The sequence below is a fragment of the Rhizobium esperanzae genome, assembly GCF_002204185.1.
GTDB lineage: Bacteria > Pseudomonadota > Alphaproteobacteria > Rhizobiales > Rhizobiaceae > Rhizobium > Rhizobium esperanzae.
Genome location: NZ_MXPU01000002.1, coordinates 264801 through 279765, shown reverse-complemented (window position 1 = coordinate 279765; position 14965 = coordinate 264801). Strand labels below are relative to the sequence as shown.

The following is a 14965-nucleotide window of genomic DNA, read 5'->3' as shown; positions in this document are numbered from 1 at the left end:
GGACGTTGCTGAACCCACGCCTTAACGCCTGAGATATCTGGTCGTTGCTATAAATCCGCGCCAACACGAGTTTGGCACGCGCAGCGATAGGTGGAAAATGGCGATCGTCGAGGCAGATAGTGGGCGCGAGAATCCGCAGCCGCAAACGGCTCCGCTGATCGTCCATGTCGTGCGCCAGTTCCTGCCCAATCGCGGCGGCCTGGAAGACGTCGTCGCCAATCTCAGCCGCCAGACCCTCCGGCGTGGCTATCGTGTCCGCGTCGTCACGTTGAACTCGCTGTTCACCGCGCCTGAAGATAAGCTGCCGGCTTGCGAGAATATCGACGGCATCGAGGTGGTGCGCATCCCGTGGTCCGGCAGCAGTCGCTATCCGTTGGCGCCGCAGGTTTTTCGTCATCTCGGCGACGCCGATCTCGTGCACGTCCATGCCATCGACTTCTTCTTCGATGCGCTCGCCTGGGGCCGGCTGCTGCACGGCAAGCCGATGATCGTCACCACGCATGGCGGTTTCTTCCACACCAGGAAATACGCGGCGATCAAGAAGATATGGTTCCGCACGCTGACTCGCGCCTCGGCGAGGGCCTATCGCCGCGTGGTCTGCTGCAGCGCCTCCGATCTCAAGCAATTTTCCGAGATCGTGCCGGACAGCGTGCTGATCGAGAATGGCGCCGATATCGGCAAGTTCGCCGACACCGCCTCACGCCTGGCAAGGCGCCGCGTCGTCACCATCGGTCGATTTTCGGTGAACAAGCGGCTGGACCACCTGCTCGACGCGATGGCCGTTCTGAAGAGCCGCGATTCGGAATGGCATCTCGATATCGTCGGGGCCGAATCCGACCGGAATCGGGAGGATATCGAAGGCAAAATCGAAAGCCGGGACCTGACCGGCCGCGTCACCCTGCATGTGTCGCCAGACAATGATACTATCCGCCGCATCATCACCGCAGCCTCGCTCTTCGCCTCCGCCTCGGAATATGAAGGTTTCGGCCTGGTCGCGCTGGAGGCGATGAGCGCCGGCCTACTGCCGGTGCTGAACGCCAACGATGCCTTTCAAACACTCGCCGACCGACATGCCGTCATCAGACTTGCCGATTTCACCAGTCCGGAGACTGCCGCGACGGCCATGGAATCGGCTTATGCCGACCTTGCGTGCCGACCGCACGCCCTTCGCTCGGAGCTCCTTGACGCCGCGCGCGGCTATTCCTGGGATATCGTCGCCGGGCGTTACATCGATCTCTACAGATCGCTTGATATCGCCACTGCGGAAAGCCTCTGATCCTGCCTAATCGAACACCCGCTTACGCTCTCGCCAGGCGAATGATCTCGTCGAGGACGAATTTGCGCGATTGCGGCGGCGTCAGATTGTGGTCCGCATCCGGCAGCATGAGCAGCCGCACGTTTGGGTAGCGGGAGAGCCTGGCGCCGCGCGGGCCGAAATGGAAATAGACATGATCGAGACCGACGTCGCCTTCGCTGTAGATCAGCGTCAGCGGCACCTTGCGCCTGCCGAACAGCGCGAAGGACTGTCGGACCTCGCGGGCGATATGGCGCCGGTCGGGAAGCAGTTCGAGCAGCGGCGCGACGAAGGGCGACAGTCGCCGGCCGCCGGCGATGACGATATTGCGCAGCGCCGACACCACGTCCACCTGACCGCGCAGCAGCCGCTTCAGCGTGTCGAGCCGCGCCAGGCGCTGACCGTAATCGTCGAGGCTGCGGGGAACGGAGACGACATGCTCGCGGCGCACCGGCACCTTCGGATCCCAGTAATAGACGAAGGGATTGATCGAGACGACCGCCTTCAGCCGCTCGTCGGCGACGCCGGCGCGGAAGGCGACATAGCCGCCGCTGCAGCGGCCAGCGACCATGACGGGGCCGGCAACGACGCTTTCGAGCAGATCGAGCGCGGCGATCGCATCGTCGGTCTGCGTCATCGAATAAAGCACCTGCTCCGGCGCATCCGGCCGCGGCGGACTGTCGCCGACATTGGCGGAATCGAAGCGCAGCGACACGACGCCATGGCGGGCGAGTTCGCGCGCCATGTCTACCGTCGTCCGTCCCCAGCCGGCATGCCGGTCATAGGCGGTCGACAGGAAGAGCACGGCATTGCCCTTGATCTCGCCGAGCGGCCGGCTGACGACACCGACCAGATGATCGTGACTTCCGAAACGCACCGGCGTTTCCGCGAAGCCTTCGCCGGCAAGCGATGTCGTTTCGACCGCTGCCGGCGAATGAGCGGCCGATGTCTCCACCGTCGCCGTCTTCAGCCAATCCGTCAGAAGCTCGACGACATCAATGGGTGTCTTGGCGAAGAGCGGATTGGTGACGAGCTCGTCATAGCCGTCGAACACTTTCTGCTCGACATTGGCGCCAAGCGCCTGCAGCGCATCGGCAAAGCCGGTATCTTCGGCCCTGACCGGACGTTCGAGGATCAGGTAGCGGGACGCCGCGAGCCCCTGCGGCACGGCGATGTTGAGCTTGCCGAGCTCGGCGGCGATCTCTTCCGGCATGACAAGCCCGGCGATCTGCACCTTTGCAGCCTGCACGTGCTGCTGGCCGAGGCCGAGATCGGCGTCGATGATCTTCGACCACATGTTGAGTTCACGCATATAGGCGCGGCCGCTCAGCACCGGTGCCAGCATGACGAGGCTGTCGAGGCCCTCGATCGAGGAGCCGATGCGCTGGGCAAGGGTTGCGCCAAGACCTTGGCCGATCAGGATGATGCGGTCGCGGCCGGTCAGCGATTTCAGCTTGGCGGCCGCCGCGCGGATCGAGTTTTCCCAGGTTTCCAGCCTTGCCGGAAGCGCACCGAAATCGAGCGCATCGCCGGTGCCGCGGTAATCGAAGCGCAGGCTGGGTACGCCGATATCGGAGAAATGTTCGGCCGCGACGCGGAAGAACTTGCGGCTGCACATTTCCTCAAAGCCCCAGGGGCTGACGAAGAGCACCGCGGCCGAGCGTTTCCCGGCTTCGGGATTTTCCGGCATGAACAGCCCGATCGTGCCATCGAAGACCACGGGCAGGGCGGCGCTGCGTCCCGCACCTTCGGCCGGTTCGAGCGAAAATTCGCCAGGCGCGACCTTGGCGCGGTCGGGATCGCCGGGGCGCCCCGGCGCAATGAAGTCGATCACGCGGCCGACCGGCCGCCGCAGCGCCGACGGCATCTTTTCGACAATGGAGCGCATGACCTCGACATCCTCGGCGGGCACGGCGCGCAGCACGCGGAGTGCGGCGAAATGTGCGAGCGTGCCGGCGATGATCGCTAGGATAAGACCGATCGGGCCATGGACGAATTCCAGCACTGAAATCGCCGCGCAGGCGCACAAGATGGAGGCCAGCGTCACCTTCGTCAGGCTTGCGTAGAGACCCGAGAGCTGGGACCCGAATCCTGTCTGTCTGATCATCATCACCGACATCGCAACGAACACGAGAATGCGTACGATTGCGGCCCCCTCGGCGGCAAGCCTAGGTACGATCAGTAAACAACCCGCTACCATGAGGAGGCCACCTATCACGCTGATGTTGAGGCGGGAGCGGGCCTGGTCCATCGACAGCAGATAGAGGCTGAGGATCTGCATAAAGGTGTAGGCGGGAGCGACGAGCGCGAGCAGCGCGACCACCGTGCCGCTGCGGCGGAAGGCTTCCCCGAACACGACGAGCACCAGTTCGCTGGAGATCGCGGCCAGCCCGAGGCTCATCGGCAGCACGATATAGGCCATGCTGCGGGTGACGGCGGCGAAGACCTCGACCGGCAAGGTCGAATCGTCGCTGCTGTGCCGCCGTTCGGAATAGTAGGGCAGCAGGCTGCCGGTCATCTGGATCGGCAGTTGCAGTGCGATGTTGGCGATCGACAGGCCGACGGCATAATAGCCGACCATCTCCACAGACCAGAACTGCTGCAGGAAGAGCAGTTCAAGCCGGTTGAGGAAAATGGAATCAATGATGAACTGGATCGACAGGATAATGGAGGAGGAGGCGAGGTACCTCAGTGAAACCCCGCACCAGTCGCGCCGTGCAAGAAGGATCGGCATTGTGGCGAAAAACAGCACGAGCTGGCCGAGCGCATAGCCGACGAGAACGCCTTCGACCCCGTAGAGGACGGCGCCGACGGCGACGCCGGCGAGCTGTAGGGTAGAGACGGCGACGGTCAGTTTGAAGAAGCTGCCCAGCCTCTTTTCGCCGATCAGGTAGAATTTGACGAAAGATCCGATCGCCTGGACGAAGAACAGCACGCCAGTGACGAGCGCGACGGAAGGCGCGGTTTTCGCCCAGTGCATCTCCTCGGAGGTCAGGAAGAACAGGGCGTAGAGCGCCAGCAGCAGCACCGTCGAAAACATCATGAAGCTGACGAGGATGGCGGCAAAGCCTCTCCGGCGTCCCGCGTCATAGCCCTCCGCCGAAAGCTGCGGCAGGGTCTTCAGCAGCGTGATGCTGGAGCCGAGCTCGGCGATGGAGGCGCCCGTCATCACCAGCCACAGCGAGAAGGCGACGATGCCGTTGGCCTCCGGTCCAAGCAGACGCGCGGTGATGATCGAGGAGACGAAGCCCGTCAGCAGCAGCAGCATGCCTGCCGCCGCGTTCATCACCGAATTTGCGATAATACCCTTCGACATCTGTCCATCCGCGGGATCAGCCTAAAACGCGTCGCGATCTTTCAGATTCGCTCCTCGCGCTTTAGGTTTTTGTTTTTACGCATGTCGCTATCGCAAAACTGCTGCACACTTTTGCGCAACATGCTTTGCAGCCGCATGCCCGTCATCACTAATGCGAAAATGTTAAAATAACGCGGAGTGGCGACCTCACCTTAGCTGGCCTGCATCGCCGCCAGCTTCTGGAGCGCCTTCTCATAACTGTTCTCTGCGAGGTAGCGCAGCAGGAACTCCCGTGCCTTCCCGGCCTTCTCCCGTGCTCGCTCGGGCGCACGGAAGATATCGCCAAGATGCGCGGCCGCGATTTCAGGAGAGGGATCCGCCCAGACCGCGCCCGGCAGCGCCGCAAATTCGGGATGAGAATCGACGACGGGAATGAGGGGAGAGGCGACCAGCCAGCTGTTCTCAGGATCGCAGAAATCTTCCGTGCCCGACCAGTCGGTTGAAATGACCGGGGTGCAATGCATGATCGCCTCGGCTACCGTCAGCCCGAAACCTTCCGAGCGATGCAGCGAGAGATAGGCATTGGAAGAGCGGATAAGGCCGTTGATCTCGGCGTTCGAGAGCTTGTCGGTGATGATCCTGATGCGGGGATCGCCGGCGACCGAAGCGATCAGTTCGCGCAAGCTCTCATCCTTGTCGATGTTGCCGCTCGCCTTCATCAACAGGAAGGCGCTCGGGCATTCAGCGCTGAATAGCCTGAAGGCTTCGATGACGGCTTGCGGGTTCTTCCGGTTGATCGAGGAACCGGCGCTGAAGATGAAGCTGACGAGAAAGGCGTCCTTGTCGATGCCGAATTTCTTCCGCATGCCCTCTGCCGCCGGCTTCTCGGTTACGGGATGCGGAACCACGATAACGGGCGCCGCCGTCAGCGGCGCAATCGTCCGCCTGGTGAATTCCGAGGGCACGAAGACGGCATTCATGTAACGCAACCCGTTGCGCCACTCCGCCGGCACGACTTCAAGCTCCCAGGCGAAATAACCGATGTTGAAAGCACGGGTGAATTTGGTGACACCCATCTTCAGGATGGCGCGCGGCAGCATCGGCGGATTGAGATGCCAGATACGGCTTCCCGGCGGTTCGGTCGAACGGTGCGAAGACGCCCAGCCGGCAAAGGATTTTTCGTCCGGGTGCGTGCTGACGTCTGAGAGCGAAATCGCCCGTCCCGCTTGGGAAAGCGCCCCGGCACAGAGCCTTGCCGATTCACCGACACCAACGGGCATAGAGAGATAGCCGACGATTTCGACCGGCTTGCGCGGGTTGAAGGCGAGGCGCGACCGCGGGATCAACTGCTGCAGGATATGGGCGCGTAGATAGCGGTATACCGTTCTCAAATTACGATCTTTCGGTGAGCTTGCATCGTTCCCTGCGAGCCTCAGCCCGCGAACCCGATGCGGCGCGAACTGCCTAGACTTCTGATTTCGCCCGTCGGCGGAACATCGCTCTCCGTGCCGGACAGCGCGGAGAGCTTCACGCGCCGCACCCGGCCGGGAGCAAGGTGGAACCAGTCGTCGTCGGCCCTGTAGCCTTCGACGTCGATATGCACCGATTGCGCCAACCGGTCGGTCCTGAGATCGATGACCCAGCTGTCGCCGTCTCTGCCGAGTGACGCCTCGATGCCGGCGTCGTGCAGTGCTTTTCCGCGTCCGCAGGGGAAATGGAAGCTCTCGGCGAGAACGGCGCCATCGGCGAGGGATCGCAGGCGCGCCACACTTGCATCATGCGCCGGCGGGCCGAAACGGAAGGCATAGGTCGTATCGAAGAAGGCGCCGAACAGCGTGGTCGCGGCAAGGCGTTCCGCGCTTCTTGCCGCGAGCTTGAAAGCCATGTTGCCGCTGACGACCTGCTGTTTTCCATCACGCAGGCAGACGACCTCGAGTTCCAGATCGAGGTCGGTGTCCGTCTCGTTGACGACATGCACGTCGAGACCGTTGGTTCCCTCATCGGTGAAGACCGCCTGAACCGGCCGGAAGGCACGTCGCATCGCATACCAGACAGGTTTCGGCTCGCCGGTGGAATCGATCACGCCCCAGCCGGGGCCGGGCAACAGGTCCTGCAGCGTCCAGACCAGCCCTCCGTTGCAGCCGGAGCCCTTGCGCCGCCATTCGGCGAAGGTCTCTTCGATCACCTCGCCGGTCACGGCACGGGAAAAGTCGAGATACCGTTCCGGATCTTCGCGGCGCAGCCGGGCCGGGTCGAAATCGTAGAGAAGCTCGAGATAAAAGTCGCGAACATCCTCGAAATCCCACGATGCGCTGCGGTCGCGGGGCACCCGCGCCCTCCACTGCGGGCTATGCACGGCGGGCACGTCGAGATGGCGCTGCAGCGTCCTTTGCTGCGGCACATGCGCAAAGGCGAGGCTTTCGGAGGCAAAGCGCACATCGGCGCGGCGGGCATCGGCAATCGGCCGCATATAGGCGCCGACGCCGTAATAATGCGCAATGCCGGCATTGGGCGAAAAGGGCATCGCTCCGCCGTAGGGTGAATTCGGCACATAGGGCACGTCGGGACGCATGCGCGCGGCAATGGCCGGGATGATTTCGTCGGTCACCGGTCCACTCCAGAATTCCATTGGCAGGCCGAGCATTGCCGCCTGCTGATGGATCTCGCTGCCGCCGCAGAGGACGGCAAGGGAAGGCGACGCCTGGACGCCGTACAGGAATTCCTCGATCTCGGCATGTACATGGCCGAGAAAGGCCTTGTCGTTGCGCGGATAGTCGAAATTGGCGAACATGAAATCCTGCCACACGAGCAGGCCGAGCTCGTCGCAGAGCGCAAAGAAATCGGGCGTCTCGTAAACCATGGTGCCGCCGATGCGGATCATGTTCATGCCGGCTTGGCAGGCAAGCTGCAGGAACGGCTCATAATCCGCCCGCCCGCCCGGCAGCCGCGCAATATCGGCGGTCGTCCAGACCGCACCGCGGCAGAAGACTCGCTCGCCGTTGACAAGGAGCGCGAAGTCTTCGCCATCCGCACCGCGGTCGACGTCGATGCGCCGGAAGCCGGTGCTCCCGAGCGAATATTCCTCGCCGTCGGAAACCAGCGTCAGATCATAGAGGCGCGGAGTGCCGTGTGTATGCGGCCACCAGGGCTCGATGTCGGACAGCTTGAGGATAGCCGAGTAATGATTTTCGCCGATCTTCTCGAAGGGCTGTTCCATGCCGCCGCAGCGCAGCAGCATCGCTGGGCCCCCGGCATTGTTATGCAAGGAGACGCTCAGCCGGCCGACGCCGCTCTCTTCCAGGACCGCGCGGATGGAGACATTATCGATCGATATGGTATCGCGTTGCACCAGTGAAATCGGCCGCCACGGCCCGACCGCATGGATATCCGGGCACCAGCCCGGCATATGGCCGAGCAGTGTCGTGCGGAAATTCTTCAGGCCCGCCGGCGTGATCATCTGCGGCCGCCAGCGCGCCCGCGGGCCGGGTTCGGACAGCCGGGGACCGAGCGCCCGGAAGCAGAGCGCCAGCTCGTCGCCGCCCGAAAGCGTCACCGGGAGCTCATGCGCCGTGAACATGCTTTCGGAAAAGAGGATTTCCTGACCGTTGAGGAAGACATTGCAAATCGTGGCCAGCCCGCCGAACCGCAGGATGGCTTCGCCGGGCTCGGCATCAAAAAGCCGGCACAGGTACCAAGCGTCCTTCATATTCAGCGGTTCGGGATTTTCCCGGTCGAAGAGCCCGGCTTTTTCAAGTGCGGCCGCAACGGTGCCGGGAACGGGCGCAGGAATAAACTGCGCGGAAAGATGAATATCGTGGGGTACGGCGCAGGCGCCCGGCTCCGTCAGGATCAGGTTCCAGCCTTCGGAAAGCATGCTTTCCCGGGCTCCGATGCTTGCCAAACGCCCCCGCATTGTCTGATCTCCGGCCTCAGATTCGCTCCGCAAGCGATGCCATCATGGAATCCCATGCATCGGCGGCCGGATCAAGGGCTGCCTGCAGCGGCTCGAACTTCCTGCGGGCGATAGCGCGGGCAAGCTGGAACTGCACGGATTTCGCCGCGTCGGAAATGCGCCGGGCATCCTCGGCGGCCGCCGTGAATTCGGTTGAGGACAGCCAGGTCAGATAATCAGCCGCCAGCTCGAAATTGGCGCCCGCCTGACGGAGCGTGTTGAAGGCATATTTGTGGAAGAAACCGAACGGCCGCTCCGCCACCGCTTCCACCTGTTGCGGGAAGACGCGGGCGAAGGCGCGGATCGGGTTTTGGCGGGGGCGCCTGGCGAAGTGAAAACCGGCAAGCCGCCGCGCGGTCGCGCGAAGATGCGCTTCGTCGGCGGGCTTTTCCGGAAGCCGCGCAAATTCCGTATAGGGCAGAAACGGCGGATCGCTTTCCGTCAGCTGCAGCTGGAACAGCCCGTCGAAATCCTCACCCCCGAGCTGGAAATAGCCTGCGTTGTGAAAATATTCGACGCGCTTTGCCGCAACATCAAGCCGGTTGATCGCAACCGTCGTCTTGCCGTGCTCCTGCCGGTAGGCGGTGCCGCGCGTATCCGGCATATAGAAGGAATCCATCTCGATCAGGCAGAGACGACCGCGCGCGAGCTGCACTTCGACATGCCGTTCGACGCGGTCGTAGATCGCAAGCTCGGTCGCGCGGATGCCGTAGAGCGCTTCGAGATCTTCGAGCGGCACTTTGAAGAAGGTGAACTGGTCGCCCTCGAAATCCTGCGCCAGGGTAAAACCCAGCATCGCCTCGGGGGCGACGCCCGATGTCGCCAGCACTTCGATCCAGAGATCGACATAGCAGTTGGTTTCCGGCCATGCACGTTCGCCGGAATGCAGCGCGTGCTGCCGGTAGGTTTCCGGGCTGATTCCCGGGAAGACCGATGTCATCGCCGTCATCAGCCCCACAGCGTTTTCCGTACGCTGGCCGGCCATTCCTTTACGTCGAGGCCATGGTGGTGGAAGAGGGCGAGCGCGATACGCTCCAGGCCGAAGCCGACGCAGGCGGTATGCGCGACGCTGCCGTCTTCGAGATTGAGGCCCCACTTCAGACCGAAGGAGTCCTGATGGTAATTGAAGCTCATGCAGGCGGTCGGCTTGGCCACTGAGGTAATCGGGATCAGCAGCTCGAATTTCAGGTTCTGGTCGCGCTGATTGTTGACCATCATCTTGCCGGCGCGGCCGAAGAACGGATCGTTGGCAACGTCGATGGTCACGTCGAGGCCGACCTGCTTCATCATCTCGACGCCGCGGTCCATCCAGCGCTGGCGGAAATCGGTGACGTGCTGCTCCGTTCCCATGCAGACATATTCGCGCATGCGGAACAGCTGCTGGCGGGCCGGATCCTTCGACGGTTCATGGCGGAAGCAGTAGGACTGCAGATCGAACAGGCCGCCCGTCTTCGGCAGGTTGCCGCGCTTGGCGACGGTTGGATAAAGCGGGTAGCAGGCGGCTGGCGTCAGCACGATATCGGTCGCTTGCTGGTCCTTGGTCCAGTCCTCGCCGACCTCCATGCATTCAAGCAGGCTCATATGATCGAGCTCGCTGCCGCAGAAGCTGTGCACCGTGCCGGCAAGCTGCGGAAAGCTCTTCATGTAACCGCTCTTTTCGAAGAGCGCACGGTTCATGCCGGGCGGGAAACGCATCGCTTCGGCGCCGTCGGCACCGCCGAACCTGTCGATCAGCCGTTCGAAGGCGGTGATGACATCTTCGAACTGGCCGCTGCGGCCATAGAGACCGTCAACGCCGGTATCGATCAGCAGACCGGACTCGAAGAGCCGGTCGAGAAACGAGGTCTGCATATCCATGGCTTTACCCCAGTAGGCTAGTGTCCTGCTTATGGACGAGAAGCATGCTCGACGTGTTGCCGAGGATGCGGTCGTTGGAGATCATGAGCTGTGCGGAATGGGCGTCGCGCAGATGGCGTCCGAGGCTGAAGGGCGTGCCGTTCTTGTAGCCCATGATGCCACAGATCAGCATGGCGTGGTTGACGATCTCCAGGATCGTCTCGGAAGAAGCGATCTTGACGTTGTTCATCGCCACGGCAAAACCCATCGACGACAGCCGGTCCGGATCTGATTTGGCGTCTTCATAGGCCTTGAGCCCGGCCACGACATTGGATTTCACCATCTGTAGCAGGTTCGAGACCTCGGCGAGGCGCAGCGCGCCCGGCGGCTGGGCGTCGGGGGCCTTGCGGGCAGCGGCGCGGACGAATGTCTGTGCGCGGGCGACTGCGTCGACCGCGATGCCGTACCAGACGCCGCTCCAGAGCAGATGCGAGGAAGCGAGCATGGATTGCGCGGCGATCTCGGCGAAAGGCTTCGGCAGAATTTGCCGAGCCGGCGCTTCGCCTTTGAAGAGGAAACCGTCGGAACAGGTGCCGCGCATGCCGAGCGTGTTCCAGGCATGCGTTTTTTCGAGCGTATACTGGTCCTTGAGGAAGGCCGTCAGCACCTGATCGGAAGAGGCTGCCTGCGGATGGCTGCGCGAAGTGATGAGGATGGCGTCGGCATGCGAGCCGTAGGAAATGACGGTCGCATCCTTTTCGAGGCGGCAAGTATCGCCGTCGACCTCGATCGCACAAATGCTGTTGCGAAGGTTGCCGCCGATGCCACCCTCGGTGGTGGCCGATGCGATCAGCAACTGTTCGGCTGCGATGCGGCGCATGAAGCCGCAATGCCACTCGTTTTCGGCGCCGTGCTCGACGAGGCTCGACAGCTTGATATGGTGCATGGCGAAGACCATGGCGCTTGCGGCACAGGCCTGGCCCAGCATCGAGCACAATTCGGCGATTTCGGTGATCGAGGCCGATTCACCGCCGAGATGGCGCGGCACCTGGATGCCGAGCAGCCTTTCGGCCTTCATCGCATCCACGGCTTCCTGGGGAAAGCGGCCTTCGACGTCGACGGCCTCCGCATGTCTTGCCGCAACTTCGGCGACACGGGCGACCCTTGCGACAAGACCGTCCTCTATGATCTTGACGGAGAAGTTCATTAGGCGACCTTCCGACCAGCCTGGATGATATCGACCGTCTTGGCGATGGCCGAGATGCTCGCGAAGGATTTGCGGTTCAGCAGATTGTCGGGAAACTCGATGTCGAAGGCCTCTTCGATGCCGAGCATGAGCTGCACCGAGGCAAAGGACGTCAGACCTGCCGCATAAAGATCGGCGTCGTCGGCGATCTGGTCGACCGACGTAGGAAGTTTGCCGAATTTGGCTACGAGGTCGCGGATTGTCTTATTCATCCCATCACTCCAAGATTCTCATGATCCCGAACCGGCGTTCATCGCCTTGTCATGAGCGTTCTTTTAGTGCGGAAAACAGAACATTCCGCTAATTTGTTGGGTTAAAGATGATTGTTCCTCATGGTTAGGATTTTAGCGATCCTTCCGGAGAGGGCGCGAATATTTATTTTATATCAATCGGCTAAGATCATTTCGGCGATAATGCTCGATACAGCTTCCGGCGCCGCGAGTACAGAAATGATACGGAAAGCCGCTAAGCCTCGTCAGTGGGCGGATAGCAATGCTCGCCGCCGCGGTAATCCGAAACGGAATAACAGCCGTCGCCCGTCGGCCGGATGCTACTTCCGCTGACGACGGCCTTGCCGTGACCGCCCGGAATATCGAGGATGTAGGTCGGCTGGCAAAGACCGGAAATCCGTCCGCGCAGCGCCGCCACGATCCTCTGCCCCTCCTCGATCGTCAGCCTGAAATGGCTAGTGCCCGGCGCGAGATCGGGATGATGCAGGTAATAAGGTTTGACACGGGTCTCGACGAAAGCCTTCATCAGTTCGGCAAGAATTGCGGGATCGTCGTTGACACCCTTGAGCAGCACCGATTGGCTGACCATGGCGATTCCGGCATCGATAAGGCGCGCGCATGCCGCACGCGCTTCCGCCGTCAATTCTCTGACATGGTTGGCGTGCAGCGCCACATAGACTGTCTTGCTGCTCGCTTTCAGCGCGGCGATAAGCGCCGCGTCGATTTTCTCCGGATCGACGACGGGAACGCGCGTGTGAAAACGCACGATCTTCACATGCGAGATATCAGCGAGCGCCTCCATGATCTCGCGGAGCCGGCGCGGCGAAAGCACCAGCGGGTCGCCGCCGGTCAGGATGACCTCCCAGATCTCCTGATGGCTCCTGATGTAATCGAAAGCCGCCTCCATCGCCGCCGCATCGAGCGTGCCGAGGCCCTGCGGCCCGACCATTTCGCGGCGGAAGCAGAAGCGGCAATAGACCGGGCAGACATGCACGGCTTTCAGCAGCACCCGATCGGGATAACGGTGCACGATGCCCTCGACCGGGCTATGAGCGTGATCGCCGATCGGATCGGCACGTTCTTCCGGCGCGACGATGAGTTCGGCGGTGTCAGGCACGAATTGCCGGGCGATCGGGTCGTTGGGATGGTTGCGATCGATCAGTGTGGTGATGGCAGGCGTCAGGGCAATTGCGTAACGGGCGGCCACCGCCTCGAGCGCTGCGCGGTCGGCAGGCGCGGCAAGCCCGGCCTTCACCAGATCGTCGACGTTTTTGACCGGTTTGACGGCATTCATCTTCCGCACTCCGCGACCGGCGCCCACAGCACCTGATCGATGCGCGACGCTCCCGTCGCCAGCATCACCAGCCGGTCGAAGCCGAGCGCGATGCCGCTTGCCTCGGGCATCAGCGACAGCGCGGCGAGAAAATCCTCGTCGATCGGATAGGTCTCGCCGTAGATACGCGCCTTCTCGGCCATCTCGATCTCGAAGCGCCGGCGCTGCTCGGCAGCATTGGTGAGTTCGCCGAAGCCGTTGGCAAGCTCGACGCCGCAAGCATAGAGCTCGAAACGCTCGGCAACCCGGGGGTCGCGCGCCGAGGGACGTGCAAGTGCGGCCTCAGAGACAGGATATTCGTCGAGGATGGTGATGCGGCCGAAACCGAGATGCGGCTCGATCTTTTCGACCAGCACCCGGCTGAACAGATCGGCCCAGCCGTCGTCTTCGGCGACACGCATGCCGACGCGCTTGAGCTCGGCCGCCAGATGATCGCGATCGGTCGATCCGTCAGCAGCGACGGAAGCGAGAAGATCGATACCGGCATGACGCTCGAAGGCTTCGGCGACACTGATCCGCTCCGGTCCCGCGAAGGGATCGCTCTCGGCGCCGCGATAGGCGAACACCGGCGTCTTTACCGTTTCTGCCGCCAGCGCCAGGATCCGCACGCAATCCATCATCAGGCTCTCGTAGCTTTCACCGGCCCGATACCATTCGAGCATGGTGAATTCGGGATGGTGCAACGGCCCGCGTTCGCGGTTGCGGTAGACATGGGCAAAACAGGAGATGCGCTCCTCGCCGGCCGCAAGCAGCTTCTTGCAGGCGAATTCCGGCGAGGTGTGCAGGTAGAACGGCGCCGTCTGACCGTCCGTCGTTATCGCCTGCGTCGCGAAGGCATGCAGATGCGCTTCGTTGCCGGGCGAAACCTGCAGCACCGCCGTATCGACCTCGATGAAATCCTCGCGCGCGAAAAACCCGCGCAATGCCGCCTGAATCGCGTTGCGCCCGATCAGGAACGGGCGGCGATCGGCGTGCACGGACGGGGTCCACCAGGGGGACGCTTTGGCCGAAAAATTCATTCCAAGCTTTCTTCGCCGGAGAAGCCGGTATGGGGGGTGGCTATTTCCCGGATTTTAGGTTAGTTGCGCCCCCAAAGAAAAACATTTGCGTCTTCGGGGCGTCTCGACAGTCCTCTACGACGCCGAAAGCCGAGTTACAAGGAAGTCTTATGGTCAAGGTCATCGCCTCTTCGGTCCGCAAGGGCAACGTTCTCGACGTGGACGGCAAGCTCTACGTCGTTCTCACCGCCCAGAACTTTCATCCGGGCAAGGGCACGCCGGTCACTCAGGTCGACATGCGCCGCATCGTCGACGGCGTGAAGGTCTCCGAGCGCTGGCGCACCACCGAACAGGTCGAGCGCGCCTTCGTCGAAGACGTCAACTTCCAGTACCTCTATGAAGATGGCGAAGGCTTCCACTTCATGAACCCGGCGACCTACGACCAGGTGGTCGTCAGCGCGGAAACTATGGGCGATCAGAAGGCCTATCTCCAGGAAGGCATGACCTGCATCCTGTCGATCCACGAAGGCATTCCGCTGGCACTCGAACTGCCGCGCCACGTCACGCTCGAGATCGTCGAGACGGAACCGGTCGTCAAGGGCCAGACGGCATCCTCTTCCTACAAGCCGGCCATGCTCTCCAACGGCATCCGCACATCGGTGCCGCCGCATATCGACGCCGGCACCCGCGTCGTCATCGCGACGGAAGACAATTCCTACGTCGAACGCGCCAAGGACTGATCCTGGTTTTTATCCGTCGAGGAGGCCGGCTCACGTCGGCC

The 14965-nt window shown here is 62.3% G+C and carries 11 protein-coding genes; 2 read left to right on the top strand and 9 right to left on the bottom strand.

Annotated elements, in window-relative coordinates; translation table 11 throughout:
* The first annotated feature begins 97 nt into the window (after nt 1-97).
* Complete coding sequence (locus B5E41_RS03645) at nt 98-1276, top strand: glycosyltransferase family 4 protein (RefSeq protein WP_088391121.1); 1179 nt, start codon at nt 98-100, stop codon at nt 1274-1276.
* A 22-nt stretch (nt 1277-1298) separates the two neighbouring features.
* Here the strand turns inward: B5E41_RS03645 and B5E41_RS03640 are convergent, their stop codons facing one another.
* The 9 genes from B5E41_RS03640 to epmA form a co-directional block, all read right to left on the bottom strand.
* The gene (locus B5E41_RS03640; RefSeq protein WP_088391119.1) at nt 1299-4610 is read right to left on the bottom strand and encodes an alpha/beta fold hydrolase; all 3312 of its coding nucleotides are present in this window, start codon (nt 4608-4610) and stop codon (nt 1299-1301) included.
* Nucleotides 4611-4801: 191 nt separating this feature from the next.
* Nucleotides 4802-5980 carry a glycosyltransferase family 4 protein gene (locus tag B5E41_RS03635; protein ID WP_088391117.1) on the bottom strand — a complete coding sequence of 393 codons (1179 nt, stop codon included), beginning with the start codon at nt 5978-5980 and terminating at the stop codon, nt 4802-4804.
* Between the two features lie 41 nt (nt 5981-6021).
* Nucleotides 6022-8502, bottom strand: a complete 2481-nt coding sequence (locus tag B5E41_RS03630; protein ID WP_088391115.1) for a beta-mannosidase — start codon at nt 8500-8502, stop codon at nt 6022-6024.
* A gap of 16 nt (nt 8503-8518) precedes the next feature.
* A complete protein-coding gene (locus B5E41_RS03625; protein ID WP_088391355.1) occupies nt 8519-9481 on the bottom strand; it encodes a DUF1839 family protein in 963 nt (320 codons plus the stop codon).
* An 8-nt stretch (nt 9482-9489) separates the two neighbouring features.
* Nucleotides 9490-10398 carry an amino acid--[acyl-carrier-protein] ligase gene (locus B5E41_RS03620; protein WP_088391113.1) on the bottom strand — a complete coding sequence of 303 codons (909 nt, stop codon included), beginning with the start codon at nt 10396-10398 and terminating at the stop codon, nt 9490-9492.
* A 4-nt stretch (nt 10399-10402) separates the two neighbouring features.
* Nucleotides 10403-11584: an acyl-CoA dehydrogenase family protein gene (locus tag B5E41_RS03615; protein ID WP_088391111.1), complete on the bottom strand. Its 1182-nt coding sequence runs from the start codon at nt 11582-11584 to the stop codon at nt 10403-10405.
* Nucleotides 11584-11835 carry an acyl carrier protein gene (locus B5E41_RS03610; RefSeq protein WP_088391109.1) on the bottom strand — a complete coding sequence of 84 codons (252 nt, stop codon included), beginning with the start codon at nt 11833-11835 and terminating at the stop codon, nt 11584-11586. Before B5E41_RS03610 ends, B5E41_RS03615 begins: the two co-directional genes overlap by 1 nt.
* Before the next feature lie 253 nt (nt 11836-12088).
* Nucleotides 12089-13147: a lysine-2,3-aminomutase-like protein gene (locus B5E41_RS03605; protein WP_088391107.1), complete on the bottom strand. Its 1059-nt coding sequence runs from the start codon at nt 13145-13147 to the stop codon at nt 12089-12091.
* A complete protein-coding gene (gene epmA / locus B5E41_RS03600; protein ID WP_088391105.1) occupies nt 13144-14205 on the bottom strand; it encodes an EF-P lysine aminoacylase EpmA in 1062 nt (353 codons plus the stop codon). The genes B5E41_RS03605 and epmA overlap by 4 nt, the downstream gene beginning before the upstream one ends.
* A gap of 149 nt (nt 14206-14354) precedes the next feature.
* Here epmA and efp point away from each other — a divergent pair, with 149 nt between their 5' ends.
* Nucleotides 14355-14924 (top strand): elongation factor P, encoded by a 570-nt coding sequence (efp, locus tag B5E41_RS03595; RefSeq protein ID WP_064696465.1) that lies wholly within the window; start codon nt 14355-14357, stop codon nt 14922-14924.
* Nucleotides 14925-14965: the final 41 nt, after the last annotated feature.

Bases quoted from the DNA above. Each gene is read 5' to 3' on its own strand.
- B5E41_RS03645 (WP_088391121.1), top strand. From the start codon at position 98: ATGGCGATCGTCGAGGCAGATAGTGGGCGCGAGAATCCGCAGCCGCAA.
- B5E41_RS03640 (WP_088391119.1), bottom strand. From the start codon at position 4,610: ATGTCGAAGGGTATTATCGCAAATTCGGTGATGAACGCGGCGGCAGGC.
- B5E41_RS03610 (WP_088391109.1), bottom strand. From the start codon at position 11,835: ATGAATAAGACAATCCGCGACCTCGTAGCCAAATTCGGCAAACTTCCT.
- efp (WP_064696465.1), top strand. From the start codon at position 14,355: ATGGTCAAGGTCATCGCCTCTTCGGTCCGCAAGGGCAACGTTCTCGAC.
- epmA (WP_088391105.1), bottom strand. From the start codon at position 14,205: ATGAATTTTTCGGCCAAAGCGTCCCCCTGGTGGACCCCGTCCGTGCAC.
- B5E41_RS03620 (WP_088391113.1), bottom strand. From the start codon at position 10,398: ATGGATATGCAGACCTCGTTTCTCGACCGGCTCTTCGAGTCCGGTCTG.
- B5E41_RS03625 (WP_088391355.1), bottom strand. From the start codon at position 9,481: ATGACATCGGTCTTCCCGGGAATCAGCCCGGAAACCTACCGGCAGCAC.
- B5E41_RS03605 (WP_088391107.1), bottom strand. From the start codon at position 13,147: ATGAATGCCGTCAAACCGGTCAAAAACGTCGACGATCTGGTGAAGGCC.
- B5E41_RS03630 (WP_088391115.1), bottom strand. From the start codon at position 8,502: ATGCGGGGGCGTTTGGCAAGCATCGGAGCCCGGGAAAGCATGCTTTCC.
- B5E41_RS03615 (WP_088391111.1), bottom strand. From the start codon at position 11,584: ATGAACTTCTCCGTCAAGATCATAGAGGACGGTCTTGTCGCAAGGGTC.